Source organism: Apilactobacillus quenuiae, from assembly GCF_002994005.1.
In the GTDB taxonomy this organism is placed as follows: Bacteria; Bacillota; Bacilli; order Lactobacillales; family Lactobacillaceae; genus Apilactobacillus; species Apilactobacillus quenuiae.
On sequence record NZ_POSN01000001.1, the window covers coordinates 1 to 19,920 of the forward strand.

Genomic DNA, 19,920 nt, shown 5'->3' on the forward strand with positions numbered 1-19,920 from the left:
ACTAGTACTAATTGGTCGAGGACTTAACCAAGTAAGGTGGTTCTCTAAAGGAATAATAATATCTAGTTTTGAAAGAACGAAGTTCTTTTAAAAGAATAGTGTGGTGGCGATAGCTAGAAGGATACACCTGTTCCCATGCCGAACACAGCAGTTAAGCTTCTAAACGCCGAGAGTAGTTAGAGGATCGCCTCTTGCAAGGGTAGGAAGTTGCCGCGCTTATTATTCCGAATTAGCTCAGTTGGTAGAGCACCTGACTGTTAATCAGGTTGTCGTCAGTTCGAGTCTGACATTCGGAGTTAGTTATGGTCTTGGAGAGTTGTCCGAGTTGGCCGATGGAGCATCATTGGAAATGATGTAAACGGGTCAAAGCCTGTTTCAAGGGTTCGAATCCCTTACTCTCCGTTATAACTTTATATGACCCGTTGGTCAAGTGGTTTAAGACACTGCCCTTTCACGGCAGTAACATGGGTTCGAATCCCGTACGGGTCATTATTTGGAGGATTAGCTCAGTTGGGAGAGCATCTGCCTTACAAGCAGGAGGTCACAGGTTCGAGCCCTGTATCCTCCATCCAAATATTGGACTGGTTCGTTGGTCTAGTTGGTTTAGGACGCCTGCCTGTCACGCAGGAGGTCACGAGTTCGAGTCTCGTACGAACCGTTGTTGTTTTATTACAACATATAATTAAATAATCTATAGCATAACATAAATGGTTTGGCTCGGTAGCTCAGTTGGTAGAGCAACGGATTGAAGCTCCGTGTGTCGGCAGTTCGATTCTGTCCCGCGCCATTTATGGAGGAGTAGCGAAGTCTGGCTAAACGCGGCGGACTGTAAATCCGCTCCTTCGGGTTCGGTGGTTCGAATCCACTCTCCTCCATTTTAAATAGGGATATAGTTCAATGGTAGAATACCGGTCTCCAAAACCGTTGATGTGGGTTCAACTCCTACTATCCCTGTTATGTTGCTATGGCGGTAGTGGTGAAGTGGTTAACACATCGGTTTGTGGATCCGACACGCGTGGGTTCGATTCCCACCTACCGCCCTTTTTAATTGGGCTATAGCCAAGTGGTAAGGCAATGGACTTTGACTCCATCATGCGCTGGTTCGAATCCAGCTAGCCCAGTTGAATATAATATTAAATGGCGGTATGGCCAAGTGGTAAGGCAGAGGTCTGCAAAACCTTTATCATCGGTTCAAATCCGATTACCGCCTTTAATTTTTCATTAATAATATATTTTGCCGGAGTGGCGGAATTGGCAGACGCGCTGGACTCAAAATCCAGTGATCATATAGATCGTGTGGGTTCGAACCCCACCTCCGGTATAATTATAATCGAATAAATTTAATTAAAGAACGATAAGCAGTTATTTGCTTATCGTTTATTTTTTGCTGTCAATAATAGTCTTTTAAATATTTTAATTTTGTGATATGCTTATAAAAGTTATGAGCGTATTCCCGATAGGATTCACCTAGTAGTGAAGATGCCTTGTAACCAAAATCGTAGGGGGAATAATTAAATGCAAGAGAGACATTTATTTACATCAGAATCTGTTTCAGAAGGACATCCGGATAAAATTGCTGATCAAATTAGTGATGCTATTTTAGATGAAATGTTAAAACAAGATCCTGATTCTAGAGTAGCCTGTGAATGTTCTGTTACAACAGGTTTGGTTTTAGTTTTTGGTGAAATTACAACAAAAGCATATGTAAACATACAAAAAGTAGTTAGAGAGACAATTAAAAATATTGGTTATGATAATAATCAATATGGTTTTGATGGAAACACATGTGCAGTGTTGGTTGCTATCGATGAACAATCACCTGATATTGCTCAAGGTGTAGATGATTCTGTTGAAACGAGAGATAACAGTGAAGATGTATTAGATAAGACAGGAGCAGGAGATCAAGGCTTAATGTTTGGTTATGCTGTAGATGAAACTCCTGAATTAATGCCTTTACCTATTTCATTGAGTCATAATTTGATGCGTAAGATTACGGAATTAAGAAAGAACGGATCGATATCATACTTAAGACCAGATGCTAAGGCAGAAGTTACAGTTGAGTATGATGATAATGACGTTCCTACTTTAGTTGATACAATAGTATTAAGTACTCAACATGATCCAGATATTACTTTGGATCAAATAAGAGATGACATTATTGAAAAAGTTATTAAAAAAGTAATTCCAGACAAGTTTCTAAGTGAAAAAACTAAATACTATATTAACCCAACGGGAAGATTTGTAATTGGTGGACCTCAAGGAGATGCTGGATTAACTGGTCGTAAGATAATAGTTGATACTTATGGAGGAGCTGCTCATCACGGTGGAGGTGCCTTTTCCGGGAAAGATGCAACTAAAGTTGATCGTTCTGCTAGCTATGCAGCTAGATATATTGCTAAAAATATTGTTGCTGCAAAATTAGCTAAAAAAGCTGAAGTTCAAATTGCATACGCAATTGGTGTTGCAGAACCAGTGTCCATTTCAGTTAACACTTTTAATACTTCCAATGTTTCAGAAGATATACTAATTAAAGCTATTAGACAAATATTTGATTTAAGACCAGCTGGAATTATTAAAATGCTTAATTTAAAACGTCCTATTTATAAGCAAACTGCTGTTTATGGTCATTTTGGAAGAACAGATATTGATTTGCCATGGGAAAAAACCGATAAAATTGAAGAATTGAATAATTTCTTAAATGATAAGGCTTAATAAAATTAGAAAAAACGATTTATTTTGTTTTTATACAAATTAAATCGTTTTTTCTTTTATTATGGAGGTTGAAATAAAAAATGGTACAACAAATTAATCGATTTTGGGTTACTATAGCATTGTTTTTAGCTACATTTGTTGGAGCAGTTTCTATAACAATTGTGTCAACATCTTTGCCATCAATAGTAGGGGATATTCATGGAGTTTCTATTATGAACTGGGTATTTTCTATATTTTTATTAACCAGTGCTATTACTATTCCCATATATGGGAAGTTGTCGGATCAATTTGGGAGAAAAAATATTTTTTTGATTGGATTATTAATATTCTTAATTGGAAGTATTTTTTCAAGTATTTCTAATAATATGGAAATGTTAATATTTTGGCGCGCTATTCAAGGAGTTGGATCCGGAGTTATTATGCCAATGACATCTACAATAATATCTGATATATATTCTTTGAATAATAAATCTAAAGTAATTGGCATTAACGGTGCAATATGGGGTGTATCTTTAACAATTGCTCCATTATTAGGTGGAATAATTGTTGATACATTTAATTGGCGATGGATATTTTTAATAAATATACCAATTATCCTATTATCAATGTCCTTAATTATTCTATTTTTTAAAGAAAATAATTTTGGTATTATACAAAAGATAGATTATTTAGGAATCATCTATCTGTCTTTATTTTTATTTTCAATAATGTATATAATTCAATTAATGGATTCTATTCCAAATAAAATGAATAATATATATTATCTAATAATTATTTCTTTAATTTCATTAATATTATTTGTAAGAAATGAGTACAGATCTGATAGTCCATTAATTCCAATGTCATTGTTTAATAATAAAACTTTTATAGTTCAGAATATGATTATATTATTAGTAAGTGGATTTGTATTCGGATTGGAAATTTATTTGCCTATTTGGATTCAAGGTATCATTGGATTGTCGGCATCATTTTCAGGACTAGTAATTACACCTATTTCGATATTTTGGGTTATTGGTTCATTTTTTTCAGGATGGTTATTATCTAAAAGTAGTGCATTTTATGTAACAGTTTTTGGTTCGCTTTTTATTATAACCTCTTCTATATTTTTATTTTTATTATCAATTAGTTCTTCAATATTGTATTTATTTATTATATCTTCTCTATGTGGGACTGGCTTTGGATTGATTATTACTAATAGTACGGTGACATCTCAAAATATTGTTGAAAAAAATAATATAGGTGTTGCTACTTCATTTAATAGTTTAAGTAGAGTACTTGGTCAAACATTCATTATATCTATTTTAGAAATTGTTATGAATAGACAAATTAAAATAGGGATACTTCATTCTAATTATGAAATCACTTCTTCTAAAATAAATGAGTTCATAGCTTACAAAGCTCATTTAGAATTACCTAAACGTGTAATTAATTCTCTAAAACATATATTATATAATTCTTTACATGAAGTTTTTGTAATTTGTTTATTAATAGTTGTCTTAGTATTTATCATTAATTTATTTGACAAAAAATTTAAAAAATAAAAAGGCACGATTATTAAATCGTGTCTTTTTATTTTTTTTGAATGGCTACTAAAATAGGAGGGTCATTTACTTGATTAATAAATTTATATTCTAAAACAGAGTATTTTTTTTGATCTAAATTTTTAACAAAATTTAGTACTAAGTTTTTTTCATCTTTTCCGCCAGGATGGCCATAATATAAAACCAATATTATTATTCCATTTGTTTTAAGTAATTCTAAACATGCTTTAATGGCTACTATTGTTGTTTGAGGCCTTGTTATTATATCTTTATTTCCACCTGGTAAATATCCTAAGTTAAAAATAGCTCCATCGATTTTATCTTTTACATATTCTTTGATATTTTCATGTCCGACATTAAATAATATAGTATTATTTAATTGACTTTTAGATAATCTTTTTTTAGTAATATCAATAGCATCTTTTTGTACATCAAATCCGTATACTTTACCATTTTTGTTAACTAATTTAGACAAAAATTCGGTGTCATTTCCCTTACCGACGGTTGCGTCAATGACATTATCGCCACTTTTTATTACTTGAGACATAATAGTATGACTATATCTTAAAGAGGGTTCTAATTTCATAAAAATTCCTTTCTAATTTTTAATTAATTAAATTATATCATTTATAAAATATATTTTTGCAACTTGATTTTAAATTTATAGACTGTTATTATAATAAATAATTAAAATTATATATAATAAAATGTAGATACGAACTAGTAGATTAATTATTTTTTCAGAAACTAAATGGATGCTGTGAATTTAGAAAATAATTAGTTGAACTCATCGTTGAATTTTTAACCGAAAATAATAAGTTAAAACGTTTTCCTCGTTACGGATTACAAAGAGTTTTGTATTTTTATACAAAAAATTTTTAGGTGGTACCGCGGAATTTTTCGTCCTATAGGTGATTTTTAATATTCACTTGTAGGACTTTTTTATTATCTAATAATTATTTTTATAGGAGGAGTAATATATAATGCCTTACAATCATCTTGATATAGAAAAAAAATGGCAAAAATATTGGGCCAAAAATGAAACTTTCAAAACAACCAATAATCCTAATAAAGAGAACTATTATGCTTTAGATATGTTTCCTTATCCTTCAGGTCAAGGATTGCATGTTGGACATCCAGAAGGATATACAGCAACTGACATAATGTCTAGAATGAAAAGAATGCAGGGTAAAAATGTGTTGCATCCAATTGGTTTTGATGCATTTGGATTACCAGCAGAACAATATGCTTTAAAAACTGGTAACCATCCTGGTACTTTTACTCAAAAAAATATTGAACATTTCAGAGAACAAATTAAATCCTTAGGTTTTTCATATGATTGGGATCGCGAAGTTGATACTACCGATCCAAAATATTACAAATGGACTCAATGGATTTTTGAACAACTTTATAAAAAAGGTTTAGCATACGAAGATAAAATTGAAGTTAACTGGGCTCCTGATTTTATGGGGGGAACAGTTGTTGCAAACGAAGAAGTTAAAGATGGTAAAACAGAACGTGGTGGTTATCCAGTATATCGTGTTCCAATGACTCAATGGGTATTAAAAATTACTGCTTACGCTGATCGTTTAATTGATGACTTGGATGACTTAGATTGGCCAGAAAGTATTAAAGAAATGCAAAAAAATTGGATTGGTCGTTCGAGAGGTGCAAGTGTATTCTTTAATGTTGATGGTCTTAATGATGAAAAAATTGAAGTATTTACTACTAGACCAGATACTTTATTTGGGGCTTCCTATATGGTTCTTGCTCCAGAACATGAATTAGTTGATAAAATTACAACCGCTGATCAAAAGGAAGCTGTTGAAAGATATCGAAAAGAAGTTTCTACTAAATCCGATTTAGAAAGAACTGATTTGAATAAGAATAAGTCAGGAGTCTTTACTGGATCTTACGGTATTAATCCAATTAATGGTGAAAAATTACCAATATGGATTGGCGATTATGTATTATCAAGTTATGGTACTGGTGCCATTATGGCAGTACCTGCACATGATGATCGTGATTATGAATTTGCTAATAAATTTGACTTACCAATTAAACCAGTTATTGAAGGTGGAGATGTTTCTAAGGAAGCATATACCGGAGACGGAAAACACATTAATTCTGACTTTTTAGATGGTATGGGTAAAAAAGAAGCTATCGACAAAGCCATTAAATGGCTAGAGGATAATAATGCAGGTAATGCTAAAACTAATTATCGTTTAAGAGATTGGATTTTTTCACGTCAAAGGTATTGGGGAGAACCAATCCCTGTTATTCATTGGGAAGATGGCAGTACATCATTAGTTCCAGAAGATGAATTACCTTTGAAATTACCAGATGCTAAAAACATTGAACCATCTGGAACTGGAGAATCTCCTTTAGCCAATATTGATGATTGGGTAAATGTTGTAGATAAGAATGGTAAAAAAGGTAAGCGTGAGACTAACACAATGCCTCAATGGGCAGGAAGCTCATGGTACTACTTAAGATATATCGATCCTCATAATGACAAACAACTTGCTGATCCAGATTTACTTAAAAAGTGGTTGCCAGTTGATTTATATATTGGTGGTGCAGAACATGCAGTGCTTCATTTATTATATGCAAGATTTTGGCATAAAGTACTTTATGATTTAGGTGTTGTACCTACTAAGGAACCATTCCAAAAACTGGTTAATCAAGGGATGATTTTAGGTACTAATCATGAAAAAATGTCTAAATCTAAAGGTAATGTTGTTAATCCAGATGATATTGTTGAAGAATATGGTGCTGACACATTAAGACTTTATGAAATGTTTATGGGACCATTAACTGAGTCCAAGCCATGGAGTACCGAAGGATTAAATGGCGCTAATAGATGGATTCAACGTGTTTGGCGATTAATTATGGATGATAATAATCATTTGCGTGATCGTATTGTAACCGTTAACGATGGTAAATTAGACAAAATTTACAATCAAACGGTTAAGAAGGTTACTGATGATTATGAACATTTAAGATTTAATGTTGCCATTTCAACTATGATGGTATTTATCAATGAATGCTATAAGCAAAATACATTATATTTAAGTTATATTGAAGGATTTATTAAATTACTTGCACCAATTGTTCCGCATATGACTGAAGAATTGTGGAATAAGATGGGGCATGATAATTCAATTGCCTATGCTAAATGGCCAACATACGATGAAAGTAAATTAGTTGATGATGAAATTCAAATGGTTGTCCAAGTTAATGGCAAAGTTAGAGCACATATTAAGGTTGCTAATGACATGCAAAAAGATAAAATTAAAGAAGTTGCCCTAAGTGATGATAAAGTTAAAGAATTCATTGATGGAAAAACAATTCGTAAAGTAATCGTCATTCCTGGTAAAATCGTTAATATTGTCGCTAACTAAACAAAAATGGGAGATTCTTTCTCCCATTTTTATTTTATTATTAGATTTGCTTACTTTATAAATTTTGATTAAAATGAATAAGTCAGACAAATTTGAAAGTAGGACTATAAAATGCAAGAACAAAAAATTAAAAATAATGATCAACAGACCCAAAATAAAATGCTCCAAGGGTCTGCTTGGATGACGGCAGGTAGTATTCTATCTAGAATATTAGGAGCGATTTATATTATTCCTTGGAGTATTTGGTTTGGCAATCTTTATTTACAAGCTAATGCTTTATATGTACAAGGATATAATATTTATAGTATGTTTCTTATAATATCAATTGCTGGAATTCCTTCTGCAATTGCTAAGGAGGTCGCTCATTATAATGCTTTGAATGAATATGGGGTCAGTCTTCGATTGTATAAAAGGGGATTAGTTTTATCTTTTACAACTGGGATAATATGTGCACTGGCTTTATATTTTGGAGCTCCATTATTAGATAATGGTAATCCTAATGTTATTCCGGTTATACGTTCTTTATCTTGGGCTGTTTTAATTATTCCAACTATGAGTTTAACTAGGGGGTATTTTCAAGGATTTCAAGATATGGCTCCTTCGGCAATATCACAGTTTGCAGAACAGTTGTTTAGAGTTATCTATATGTTAGTTACAGCTTTCTTTATAATGAGAGTCCTTCATGGTAATTTGATTACTGCAGTTACGCAATCGACTTTTGCTGCTTTTATTGGATCGGTTGCTGGATTATTGATTCTTGGCATATATTATTTAAAACGTAGAAAATATTATAACCACCTTATTGAGAATAGTAATAATGATATTCATGTTGATGCTAATCATTTATACAAGGAAATTATTAGTCAAGCAATACCATTTATTATTCTAGGTGCTGGAATTACAATTTTTCAATTAATTGATCAATATACATTTTTTGACGTCATGAGAATAGCAACTAATTATCCAATGAATGTTTTAAATAAACTTTATGCAATTTTTGCTGGTAATGCTAATAAGCTAATAATGATAACCATTTCTCTTGCTTCAGCCATGGCAATTACCGTGGTACCTTTATTATCTGAAGCATTTACTAAAAACGACAAAAAGGGTATTAGTCATCAACTTTCTAACGGTTTTGTATTATTTGCTTTTGTAATGATTCCAGCTGCTTTAGGGATGGCTTCAGTTGCTGGCCCACTAAATCGTGTTTTTTATGGAACTGGCTATAATCATTTGTCTGCTAATATATTAGCTTTTTCTTCTTTTATTTCTATACTATTTGGACTATTTACTGTTATTACTGCAATGATGCAAGGTATTTCACAAAATAAATTGGCTGTTAAGTACTTTATATATGGAACCGTTGCTAAAATTATTGCTCAAGTACCAATGATATTTATTTTTGGTACTTTTGGTCCGCTTATTGCTTCAGCTATTGGTTTCTTAGTCGCAAATGGATTGATTATTAAATTACTTGATAATCAATTTGGATTTAGGAGTTATCAAATGTTGGAAAAATTAAACTTTATTATTATATTCTCCCTTGTTACTTATTTAGTTGCTTTGGCAACTGTTTATTTGGGAAATATAATCATAGGTTCATTTATGGAAAGCTATAGTCGAGTTGGAAGCTTTATCGTAGTTGCATTAGCTGTTATCGTAGGTGGATTTGTTTATGTATATCTATCTTTAAAAAGTAGAATTGCTGATTATGTCATTGGTCATCAATCAGATACTTTAAGAAGAATACTACGTATTAAATAAAAAAGGTTTAACCCTCAATTTTAGGGTTAAACCTTTTTTTCATAATCTTTCATAAATTCTGGAATATATTTAATTATCTGGCTAGGTAGTACTACATACTGTGTTTTTGCTAATTCATCAGCAATTTTACTATGCATGAAAACTGCTGATAAAATGGCATTATACTTATTATGAAACTGCGCCACAAAGCCACCAACCATACCAGCTAAGGTATCGCCCATGCCACCAGTTGCCTGAGCAGGAGTGCCACCTGGATTTTTTAAAACATTATTTGAGTCATAAATCTCGGTATGATGAGATTTTAGTACTACAGTACTATTTAATTGTTTGACTTTCATCATGTTCTCTTCTTCAGTTTGATTATTTATTTTAATTCCAGATAATCTTTGCCACTCCATTTGATGGGGGGTGAAAATTTTAATAGCATCTGGAAGTTTTACTTTATATTTTGCAATCATAGTAATTGCTGATCCATCGATTACCAATATTTGATTTTTTTGTACCAAACTAAAAACTTTATTTAATATTTTCAAACTTTTGGTATCTGTTCCTAAACCAGGACCAATTACAATAACATTAAAAGTAGGAATCAATTTTTCCAAAGATGATGTATCATCATAATCTACGAACATTGCTTCAGGAACATGATTATGTAGACTAGAAAGATTAACCCTATCTGTAAATGTAGTTACTAATCCTGCACCGGAATGGACAGTTGCTGCTGATGCCATTATAATTGCACCACCAAAATTTTGATTGCCACCAATTAATCCAACTTTTCCATATGTTCCTTTATAGCTATTATTCGATCTGACTCTAATTGTATCATGCACAATATCAGTACTTATTTGATCCATACATATTCCTCCTCAACAAAATCAATCATAATAATTATAGCATCGTAAAACGTGAAAGTTCATTCATAACTATTGCAGCTTATTATGCTAAAATATAAATAAATATAGCAGGGGGTAAAAATATTTATGATTAATTGGAAAAAACAAGCAAAAAATTATAAAGATGCTTATTTAAAAGATTTGAAAGAATTAATTGCCATTGATAGTGAACGCGATGATAATGATAAAAATAAAGAGCATCCTTTGGGAAAGGGTCCATCTGATGCACTAAAGAAATATTTATCGTTTGGTGAACGTGATGGGTTTAAAATAAAGAATTTGGACAACTTAGTTGGTTATATTGAATATGGTGAAGGAAATCAAACTCTAGCTATTTTAGCCCATGCTGATGTTATGCCAGCAGGTGCTGGATGGGATACTGATCCTTTTGATATGACAGTTAAAGGAGGTAATGCTTATGGTCGCGGTGTTTCTGATGATAAAGGACCAGGTTTAGCTGCATATTACGGACTTAAGATTATGAAAGATAATGATATTAAGCCAAACTGTAAAATCAGATTTATTATTGGTACTGATGAAGAAAGCGACTGGACTGGAATGAAACATTATTTCCAATTAGAACCAGAACCTGATTTTGGATTTTCACCAGATGCTGAATTTCCAGTTATTAATGGTGAAAAGGGAAATACTACATTTGAAAATATATTTGGCAATAAACAAGATGCTGAAGCTGATAAAGTATTGAATTCGTTTGATTCAGGATTACGTGAAAACATGGTACCTCGTGACGCTAATGCTTATGTATTGACTATAGATAAAGATGAAATGAATGCTGAATTTACCAATTTTATTGAAGATAGCGGTTTAGATGGTGATGCTGAAATTACAGAAAAAGGTATTCGATTACATTTAATTGGTAAGTCTGCTCACGGAATGGAACCTAAGAATGGTATTAATGCTGGAACTTATTTGGCAACATTTTTAAGTGAATATGATTTTACGGCAGATGCTAATAACTTTTTAACATTCATCACTAAATATTTACATGATGATTCAAGATGTAGTAAATTAAATATGAGTTACTCAAGTGGTATAATGGGTGATTTAACTATGAATGTTGGTATTATGAAGTTTGATACCGTAGATGGTGGATTTATAAATACTAATTTCAGATATCCAAAAGGAATATCTGTATCAACAATTGGTACTCATTTAGAAAATGCAATTGATACTTTATCAGGTAATGTGAAAAATACTGACAATATGGATCCTCATTATGTTGATCCATCCGATCCAATCGTAAGTCAGTTAATTGATGTTTACCGTGAACAGACTGGTGTTAAATCAGCTAAACCCGAAGTTGTTGGTGGTGGAACTTATGGAAGAATTATGAAACGAGGAGTAGCTTTTGGTGCTCTATTTCCATGGACAAAAGACACTATGCATCAAGCTAATGAATTTCAACCGGTAGATGATTTGTTGTTAGCGATGTCTATTTATGCACAAACAACCACTGAATTATCTAAATAACAAAAAAGCACTTTGATTTTGTATTATTAAACAATACTTTAAATCAAAGCGCTTTTTATTTATCTTATTTCTTTTAGTTTATCATCGATTTGTTTTAATATAATTTCAGCATTTTTATCATTTGATAAGTCATATGTTTGCAAGTCGATTTTCATTTTAGGACTTGCATCATATTCTTCGTACCATTGTTTATATGCTGACCACATATTATAATAATATTCTTTTAATTTTGGATTATTATCAAATTGTTCATAGTCACGACCACGTTTTTTAATCCTCTTTAAAATAGTTTCAAAATCAGTTTCTGCATATACCATTAAATCAGGGGCTTTTTTAGGTAAAGCTTTTAGCTCTGACATCATTCTATCAAGCAAAGATAAATAAATTTTTAGTTCCATGTCTGTAATATTGCCCTCTGCATTATTTTGCTTAGTAAAAAGGGCATCTTCATATATTGAACGATCCAAAATATTATTATCATCTGCTAATGCTTTTTTGATCATCGCGAATCGTTTGTTTAAAAAATATATTTGTAATAAAAATCCATATTGCTTTGGATTTTTATAATAAAGTGGAAGAACTGGATTTTCACCAACTGGTTCATAAAATGCTTTTGTGTCTAGATGATTAGCAATTTTTCCAGTTAAGGTAGTTTTTCCCACACCAATCATTCCGGCTGTAATTATCACCATTCTTAACTCCTTAATTTAACAATAATACTATTATTCTATCATATTATATAAATATAAATAAAAAATACTCTGATTTTATCAGGGTATTTTTATAATTAATTCAGTTTACTTTTTTTCATCTTTTAGCAAATCGCGAATTTCACCAAGCAATGCATCAGTTTTGCTTTCTTTAGCTGAAGTATCACGTTTAGTTAATTTATTGAATGCTCTTACCATTAAGAAAATGATAAATGCGATAATAATGAAGTTAATAATTGCTTCTATGAATGATCCAACTTTGAATTGAGCACTACCAACAGAAAATACTAACCCTGATAAGTTTATTTGCCCCAAGAATAATCCTAGGAATGGATTTATCAAATCGGTAGTTAATGATTTAACAATAGCAGTAAATGCTGAACCGATGATAACACCAACAGCTAAGTCGACTACACTCCCTCTAGATAAAAATGCTTTAAAATCTTTAAACATATATGATTTCCCCTTATGTAAATTATTACTTATAAATATGATAACATAAAAAGCGTCTAATCATGATCAAAAATGTTATAATTAGCTTATTATTAGTGTTTTATTTATTGAAAGGTGTAATAAATGTAATGAAAAAACAAAGTTATTGGTTATATATATTATTTATTATTGTTATTGTATTTTGTTTGCAAAATATTAATTCAATAAAAAATGTTAATGCTAAAAATAATATTACAACTGAAAAAATAAAAAATAATCAATCAACAGTACCACAAAAATCTAATTATAGTTTTTTGATTGCTATGAAAATAAAAAATAAAAATTTATTAGATAGATATATTTTAAATAAGAATAATAAAAAGTTTATTTCTACTAAACAATTTAGCAGACGCTATGGACAAAAATATTATAACCTATATCAACTAAAAAAATATTTTTATAAACATAAACTTCAAGTTAAAATATATCATGGAAATTTAATGCTAAAAGTTTATGGTTCAAAAAATAATATACAAAAAGCTTTAAACTTTAAATTTATTAATGTACATAAATCAGGAGTTAGTGTTATTAAGCCTAATCATAAATTAACCTTGCCTAAAAGATACCAAAAAAATATTATTGATATAATTGGACTAACAAATTACGATGGTATCGATCATAAGGATAACGCTAGCAATAATTTTGCTGGATTTAATTTAAAGTCGAACAGCCCTCAAAAATTTATTAATAGATATAATGTTTCACCTTTATATAAAAATTATAAAAATAGATCTTCTATAGGAATTATTTCTTTTGGTGATTTTAATAAATCTGATATAGAAAGTTATTGGAATAAAATGGGAATCTCTGGTAATACCAATAGAATAAAAGTTTACAATCATGACTCTGATACAGCAATTGATAATGACAGTAGTGATGAAACTACTATGGATTTGGAACAAGCAGGTTTTGTTGATCCAAAAGCTAATTTAAACTTATATTTATCATCACCGACTATATCTGGCTTATTAACTAGTTTATCAGATGCTGTGAGTGATAATAAATCTGATACCTTATCATTGAGTTGGGGGATTAGTGAAGCTGAGATCCAAAAAGAAATTAAATTAGGCCTTTTAAGTAAAAACTATAATCAAATAATTAATTTGATTTTAGAGCAAGCAGCTGCTCAGGGAATTAGTATATTTAATTCATCCGGTGATAATGGTGCGTATGATGGTATTTCAAACGGGGTTACTGATTTAGCAGTAGAATCTCCTTCATCCTCTCCATATATAACATCTGTTGGCGCCACAAGTATTCCAACTAATTATTCAATTAACGGTCAACAGATAAGAATTGATAAGGAACGTGCTTGGTCTAATGATTTTTTATATCCATATTTCAATAAATTAAGATTGTATGAAGCAGATAGTTCAATTTTTATTCCTAGTTATTTTGCTGGAACAGGTGGTGGATTTAGTAAACTGAATTCTTTACCTACTTATCAAAAGAATATTAAAGGAGCAGGCAGCTATAATGCTATCAGATATTGGAATATGAATGATGGCTATGCGCAGCAATATATTTCGCCTCGCTTAATTTCTGGTAAAAGTTTTGGTAGAAATGTTCCCGATATTGTTGCTGATGGGGATCCACAAACAGGTTATACTGTTTATCATAATCATAAATGGAGCATAAGTGGTGGCACTAGTATTGTTTCTCCACAAATAGCCGGCGTAGACTCATTGATGGTTTCTAAAGCTCAACATAGAATGGGATTGTGGAATCCTAAAATATATTCATATGCATTATCAAAAAGTTCCCCTTTTAATCCAATTGACTCGATTAGTAATAATAGTAATATTTATTATGTTGGACAGCCGGGAAAGCCTTATAATCAAGCAACTGGATTAGGAACAGCTAATTACTATAACCTATATAAATTAATGAAATAAAAAGGTAATGACATTTTTATTTTGTCATTACCTTTTTTATTATTCTTTCATTTTCTTAAGCATTTCATCTGCAATTAACCATCGTCTTGCTCTTTTGCGTAATTCCATATTTGTTATTTTATTAACAGTCATTTTTTCAAAAGCTGCACTATAATCAATGGAAACACTGTCTGATGGGATTTTAATTGGATCAAGCATCCTTTTTTTAAATGCCTTTTTAGATTCTTCCATTGCGTTTTCAATTGATTCAACGGTTTCATCAAAATTATGTGAAATTAAACTTTTAGCAAAACTTAATTCTGATCCCTTGTATGAACTATAAATAAACATTACTAAGTTAAGTGTTTTTTCTTTCATGTATTAACATCTTCTTTCTATGAATTATTATTCAAATTATTGCTAATTAAATTATAGCTTACATTATAGTTCTTTTGCAATTTATGAATATGCATTAATATTAAAATCTTGTTATGATAATAGTATAAATATATAGGAGGATTTTCATGGCTGAAAGAGATTTTATTAATATAACAGATGCTTATCAAAATAACTTGAATCATCTTAATATTAAAATAAAGAAGCATAAAATAACCGTTTTTACGGGACTTTCAGGTGCTGGAAAGTCTTCATTAGTTTTTGATACGATTGCTGCTGAATCCAGAAGGGAACTTAACGAAACTTTTCCTAGTTTTACTCAACAGTATTTGCCAAAATATGGGTTACCTGGTGTTGGTAAAATTGATAATTTACCAGTTGCTATTGTTATTCAACAAAAGAAGGTTGGTAAAAATCCACGTTCTACTCTTGCTACCTATACAGGAATATATTCTTTGATTAGACTATTATTTGCTCGTATTGGAAAGCCTTGGGTTGGTTATTCAGATACATTTTCATTTAATTTACCACAGGGAATGTGTGATAAATGTCAAGGATTAGGATATATTGACAATATCAATCCTGAAAAAATAATTGACTATAATAAGTCACTTAATGAAGGTGCAATTACATTTACTAGTTTTGGTCCTGGAACTTGGCGTTGGAAACGTTATGGTTACACTGGATTATTCGATAATGATAAAAAAATTAAAGATTATAGTGAACATGAATTATATATGTTGTTATATGCACCTCAACAACATTTAAAAGATGCACCAAAAGAATGGCGTAAGTCGATTTTATATGAAGGGGTTGTTCCAAGAATTAAACGTTCGATTATTGAAAGTAAAGAGGGACAGCATCATAAAAAGGCAATCGCTGAAATTGTAAATCGAACTGTTTGTGATAAATGTGGCGGTAGTAAATTAAGACCAGCGGTGTTGACTTGTAAAATTAATAATCAAAACATTGCAGATGTTTTAAAATTAGATTTAATACATGTCTTAAAGTTTTTATCTGCTATTAATATCCCATTAGTCCAAAATCTTATAAGAGAGCTTAGTACTAAAATTCAATCATTAGTTGATTTAGGATTAGGTTATTTAACACTTAATAGGAGTACGGATACTTTATCTGGTGGTGAAACCCAAAGAATTAAAATTGCTAAATATATGAATAGTTCTTTATCAGATATGGTATATATTCTTGATGAACCAAGTGTTGGATTACATCCATTGGATATTAAATTAATTAGTAATGCTTTAAAAAAATTAAAAGATAAAGGTAATACTGTTCTAGTAGTAGAACATAATCCTGAATTAATACCAATTGCTGATTATGTTGTAGAAATTGGACCAAAGCCTGGTAAACAGGGTGGTAATATTACATTTCAAGGTAATTACTCAGAATTATTAGAAAGTAATACAATAACTGGCAAATTTTTAAAAGAACCACTAAAGTTTAAACATACTAGAAAGATTGATAGAACGATTGATTTAAATGATGTAGATGTTCATAATCTAAAAAATGTAAATGTTAAAATTCCATTAAAGGCTGAAACCGTCATTTCAGGAATTGCTGGTTCTGGAAAAAGTTCACTAATTGATGCTATAAAGGATAATTTAAAAACTGATTATGTAGATTTATCTCAAAATGCAGTAGGAGTTAATATTAGATCAACTCCAGCAACATATTTAGATATTTTAAATGATATTAGAAAACTATTTGGGGATGCTAACAACGTCTCTAGACAATTATTTAGTTATAATGGTAAAGGTAAATGCCCATTATGTAAGGGGCGTGGAGTTCAAATCACTAATATGTCATTCATGGACCCAGTTATTCAAACTTGTGAAAAATGTCATGGTAAACGATACAGTGATGATGCCCTTCAATACAAATATAACGGGAAAAATATTAGTGAAGTACTAAATATGTCGATTGCTGATGCAATTATATTTTTTGATAATCATAGAGAAATTAGCGATAAATTAGTTAACATGCAAAGAGTAGGCTTAGATTATTTATCATTAGGACAATCTTTAGATACTTTATCTGGAGGTGAAGTTCAAAGATTAAAGCTTGCAGTTCAATTAAACCAAACTGGAACTGTTTATTTGTTAGATGAACCTACCGCTGGGTTGCATATGAAAGATGTTTCGACTATGAATAAATTGTTTAATGATTTGGTTGATGCCGGTAATACGGTTATTATTGTTGAACATAATCTATCCGTTATTAGTAAAGCTGATTGGATGATAGATGTTGGTCCTAAAGCAGGCCGTTATGGTGGGAAAATACTATATACAGGTACCCCTGAAAACTCTTTAAAAGACTTAAATTCAGTAACTGGTCAGTCAATGAAAAACTATAATGAAATTAGATAAAAAATAATCACACTTTATTAAAAGTGTGATTATTTTTTATGCCCTAAAAGGGACTCGAACCCATACTTAGAAAAACTAAACAACGATCTGAACGTTGCGCGTCTGCCAATTCCGCCATTAGGGCGTAATTAAATTACTATATATATTGTAGCACATAACAAATCCTTATTAAGAATATTATACTTTACAGAAATTATTATATGTTTATACTTAATAATAGTTTGTGTACTAATTAATTTTACTTAATAAATTTTGTTATTTATGGTCCATAGCTTATAACATTTGGTACAATAATATTAGTACAAATAAACTTAAAATAAAATTATTAAATAAAATTAATTATATTATATAAAAGGGGATAAATCGACATGTGTGGATTTTGTGGATATGTAAACCAAAAAGATGTTCCTACTGATACTATCAGTAAAATGGCCAATCGAATTAAGCATCGTGGCCCTGATGATGAACAATATTTTCAAGATGAAAATATTTCAATGGGCTTTAGAAGATTATCAATTATCGATTTAGCCCATGGTGGTCAACCTTTATTTAGTAAAGATCAAAAGAAAGTATTAACTTTTAATGGTGAAATTTATAACTATAAAGAAATTAGATCAGAACTACAAGAACAAGGATATGAATTTGAAACTGATGTTGATTCAGAAGTTTTAATTCGTGGATATGAAGCTTGGGGTTCAGGTTTATTAAAGAAGCTTCGTGGAATGTATGCTTTTGTTATTTACGATAAAGCTAATAACGAGATATTTGGGGCACGAGATCATTTTGGTATCAAACCTCTGTATTATTATGATGATGGTAATGCATTTATGTATGCTTCTGAAATTAAAGCATTTTTGAGTAATCCAGCTTTTAATAAAGAATTGAATATTGGATTATTACCAATTCATTTAAGTTTTGAATTTATTCCATCAGAAGAAACAATGTTTAAAAATGTTTATAAAGTGATGCCTGGTACATACTTTGTCCATCATCTTGATAGTAAAGAAACAGAAACTCATCGCTATTATCATTTTAATTATGATCATATTGATAATTCACAAACGGTTGAAGGTGATGCTAAAAAAATTGAAGGCCTTGTAAAAGATTCAGTTAAAGCTCATATGGTTTCTGATGTTGAAGTTGGTAGTTTCTTATCCAGTGGGGTTGATTCAAGCTACGTACTAAATGAAGCTTCTAAATTAAAACCTATTAAGTCATTTTCATTAGGATTTGATAATTCTAAATATAGTGAATTGTCTTGGTCTACTGATTTTGCTAATCAAATTGGTCAAGAAAATACGCCAATTAAAATTACTGATGATGATTACTTTAATTTCTTGCCAACTATGATGTATTACATGGACGAACCATTATCTAATCCATCAGCTATTCAACTATTTTATTTATCAAAGGGTACTAGAAAGCAAGTTAAAGTTGCTTTATCTGGTGAAGGAGCCGATGAATTCTTTGGTGGATACAATACTTATTTAGAAGCTAAACCATTTGAAAGATATCAAAAATATGTTCCTGGATTTATTAGAAAATCGTTGGCTGCAATGGTTACTAAGTTGCCAAGATTTCATGGTCGTCGTTTCTTAATTCGTGGAGCACAACCATTAAGTGAACGCTATTATCGAGTTAATTATGTATTTAACTATGATGATAGAAACCGTTTATTAAAAGATCCAAGCCTAAATCGCGATTCTGGTGCATATTCAAAACATATTTTTGATGAAGTAAAAGATAAAGATGAAATGACTCAAATGCAATACTTTGATATTAATACTTGGTTACCGTTTGATATTTTACAAAAGGCTGATCGTATGAGTATGGCTAATTCTCTTGAAGTTAGAACTCCGTTAGTTGATAAAGAAATTGCTGAATTTGCTTCAACTATGCCTATTAAAACTCGTATTAATGATGAGGGAACTAAGATTTCACTTAGAAAAGCTGCTGAAAATGCACTTCCTGAAAAAGTTGCAATGAAAGAAAAACTAGGCTTTCCATCACCAATTGCTTCTTGGATTAGAGAACCTAAATTCCATAAGCGTATCGTTCGTGCATTTACCTCAGATGTTGCACAAAAATTCTTTAACACCGATGAATTAATGAGAATTCTTAAAGAACATGATGAAGGTAAATCTAGTATGCAAAAGATTATGACCCCTTATTTATTTATTATATGGTACGAAGTTTACTTCCCTGAAGATACTGATGCAGATACTATTAATAAAGTAGAATTACAAGCATAAA

General features: G+C 30.7%; 13 protein-coding genes, 13 tRNA genes, 1 rRNA gene, 1 riboswitch and 1 other annotated feature. Of the genes, 21 read left to right on the top strand and 6 right to left on the bottom strand.

Translation table 11 applies throughout. The features are described 5' to 3' along the window. The first annotated feature begins 99 nt into the window (after window positions 1-99). The 15 genes from rrf to C7N44_RS00075 all read left to right on the top strand — a co-directional run bounded on the left by rrf (window position 100) and on the right by C7N44_RS00075 (window position 4,253). A 5S ribosomal RNA gene (rrf, locus tag C7N44_RS00005) occupies window positions 100-216 on the top strand. A gap of 7 nt (window positions 217-223) precedes the next feature. Next, window positions 224-296: transfer RNA gene (locus C7N44_RS00010), tRNA-Asn, on the top strand. A 14-nt stretch (window positions 297-310) separates the two neighbouring features. Then, window positions 311-402, top strand: a tRNA-Ser gene (locus tag C7N44_RS00015). Between the two features lie 14 nt (window positions 403-416). After that, window positions 417-489: transfer RNA gene (locus C7N44_RS00020), tRNA-Glu, on the top strand. Window positions 490-495: 6 nt separating this feature from the next. Beyond that, window positions 496-568, top strand: a tRNA-Val gene (locus C7N44_RS00025). Window positions 569-583: 15 nt separating this feature from the next. Further along, window positions 584-658: transfer RNA gene (locus tag C7N44_RS00030), tRNA-Asp, on the top strand. A gap of 56 nt (window positions 659-714) precedes the next feature. Then, window positions 715-787 (top strand) — tRNA-Phe (locus tag C7N44_RS00035). Window positions 788-792: 5 nt separating this feature from the next. Further along, window positions 793-875: transfer RNA gene (locus C7N44_RS00040), tRNA-Tyr, on the top strand. 8 nt (window positions 876-883) lie between these two features. Continuing rightward, window positions 884-954: transfer RNA gene (locus C7N44_RS00045), tRNA-Trp, on the top strand. Between the two features lie 13 nt (window positions 955-967). Then, window positions 968-1,040, top strand: a tRNA-His gene (locus tag C7N44_RS00050). Window positions 1,041-1,049: 9 nt separating this feature from the next. Beyond that, window positions 1,050-1,121: transfer RNA gene (locus C7N44_RS00055), tRNA-Gln, on the top strand. Window positions 1,122-1,139: 18 nt separating this feature from the next. Then, window positions 1,140-1,210, top strand: a tRNA-Cys gene (locus C7N44_RS00060). A gap of 26 nt (window positions 1,211-1,236) precedes the next feature. Then, a tRNA-Leu gene (locus tag C7N44_RS00065) sits at window positions 1,237-1,321 on the top strand. A gap of 113 nt (window positions 1,322-1,434) precedes the next feature. Beyond that, window positions 1,435-1,518, top strand: a riboswitch (SMK box riboswitch). Then, window positions 1,516-2,712: a methionine adenosyltransferase gene (gene metK, locus C7N44_RS00070; protein WP_105955886.1), complete on the top strand. Its 1,197-nt coding sequence runs from the start codon at window positions 1,516-1,518 to the stop codon at window positions 2,710-2,712. (Overlaps the previous riboswitch by 3 nt.) 80 nt (window positions 2,713-2,792) lie before the next feature. Then, window positions 2,793-4,253, top strand: coding sequence for an MFS transporter (locus C7N44_RS00075; RefSeq protein WP_105955887.1), 1,461 nt, complete (start codon window positions 2,793-2,795; stop codon window positions 4,251-4,253). A gap of 28 nt (window positions 4,254-4,281) precedes the next feature. On the opposite strand, the gene C7N44_RS00080 is transcribed toward C7N44_RS00075, so the two are convergent. Next, window positions 4,282-4,839 carry a tRNA (mnm(5)s(2)U34)-methyltransferase gene (locus C7N44_RS00080; RefSeq protein WP_105955888.1) on the bottom strand — a complete coding sequence of 186 codons (558 nt, stop codon included), beginning with the start codon at window positions 4,837-4,839 and terminating at the stop codon, window positions 4,282-4,284. Window positions 4,840-4,954: 115 nt separating this feature from the next. After that, window positions 4,955-5,164 (top strand) — a binding site (T-box leader). A 72-nt stretch (window positions 5,165-5,236) separates the two neighbouring features. Between C7N44_RS00080 and leuS the strand changes: the two genes are divergently transcribed. After that, window positions 5,237-7,657 carry a leucine--tRNA ligase gene (gene leuS / locus C7N44_RS00085; protein ID WP_105955889.1) on the top strand — a complete coding sequence of 807 codons (2,421 nt, stop codon included), beginning with the start codon at window positions 5,237-5,239 and terminating at the stop codon, window positions 7,655-7,657. A 111-nt stretch (window positions 7,658-7,768) separates the two neighbouring features. Then, window positions 7,769-9,421: a putative polysaccharide biosynthesis protein gene (locus C7N44_RS00090; protein WP_105955890.1), complete on the top strand. Its 1,653-nt coding sequence runs from the start codon at window positions 7,769-7,771 to the stop codon at window positions 9,419-9,421. A 26-nt stretch (window positions 9,422-9,447) separates the two neighbouring features. Here C7N44_RS00090 and C7N44_RS00095 read toward each other — a convergent pair whose 3' ends face one another. Further along, the gene (locus tag C7N44_RS00095; RefSeq protein WP_105955891.1) at window positions 9,448-10,278 is read right to left on the bottom strand and encodes an NAD(P)H-hydrate dehydratase; all 831 of its coding nucleotides are present in this window, start codon (window positions 10,276-10,278) and stop codon (window positions 9,448-9,450) included. 126 nt (window positions 10,279-10,404) lie between these two features. Here C7N44_RS00095 and pepV point away from each other — a divergent pair, with 126 nt between their 5' ends. Next, window positions 10,405-11,808, top strand: coding sequence for a dipeptidase PepV (gene pepV, locus C7N44_RS00100; protein ID WP_105955892.1), 1,404 nt, complete (start codon window positions 10,405-10,407; stop codon window positions 11,806-11,808). A 59-nt stretch (window positions 11,809-11,867) separates the two neighbouring features. Here pepV and C7N44_RS00105 read toward each other — a convergent pair whose 3' ends face one another. Both C7N44_RS00105 and mscL read right to left on the bottom strand, forming a co-directional pair. Then, entirely contained in the window at window positions 11,868-12,500 is a 633-nt protein-coding gene (locus tag C7N44_RS00105; RefSeq protein ID WP_105955893.1) for a deoxynucleoside kinase, read from the bottom strand. Between the two features lie 105 nt (window positions 12,501-12,605). After that, window positions 12,606-12,971, bottom strand: a complete 366-nt coding sequence (gene mscL, locus C7N44_RS00110; protein ID WP_105955894.1) for a large conductance mechanosensitive channel protein MscL — start codon at window positions 12,969-12,971, stop codon at window positions 12,606-12,608. A gap of 128 nt (window positions 12,972-13,099) precedes the next feature. On the opposite strand from mscL, the gene C7N44_RS00115 reads away from it, so the two are divergent. Further along, complete coding sequence (locus tag C7N44_RS00115) at window positions 13,100-14,905, top strand: S53 family peptidase (RefSeq protein ID WP_105955895.1); 1,806 nt, start codon at window positions 13,100-13,102, stop codon at window positions 14,903-14,905. A 39-nt stretch (window positions 14,906-14,944) separates the two neighbouring features. On the opposite strand, the gene C7N44_RS00120 is transcribed toward C7N44_RS00115, so the two are convergent. Continuing rightward, window positions 14,945-15,262 carry a hypothetical protein gene (locus C7N44_RS00120; protein WP_105955896.1) on the bottom strand — a complete coding sequence of 106 codons (318 nt, stop codon included), beginning with the start codon at window positions 15,260-15,262 and terminating at the stop codon, window positions 14,945-14,947. Between the two features lie 146 nt (window positions 15,263-15,408). On the opposite strand from C7N44_RS00120, the gene C7N44_RS00125 reads away from it, so the two are divergent. Next, entirely contained in the window at window positions 15,409-17,667 is a 2,259-nt protein-coding gene (locus C7N44_RS00125) for an ATP-binding cassette domain-containing protein (protein ID WP_105955897.1), read from the top strand. Between the two features lie 39 nt (window positions 17,668-17,706). Here the strand turns inward: C7N44_RS00125 and C7N44_RS00130 are convergent. Beyond that, a tRNA-Leu gene (locus C7N44_RS00130) sits at window positions 17,707-17,791 on the bottom strand. A gap of 244 nt (window positions 17,792-18,035) precedes the next feature. On the opposite strand from C7N44_RS00130, the gene asnB reads away from it, so the two are divergent. Further along, entirely contained in the window at window positions 18,036-19,919 is a 1,884-nt protein-coding gene (asnB, locus tag C7N44_RS00135) for an asparagine synthase (glutamine-hydrolyzing) (RefSeq protein WP_105955898.1), read from the top strand. Window position 19,920 lies beyond the last annotated feature (1 nt).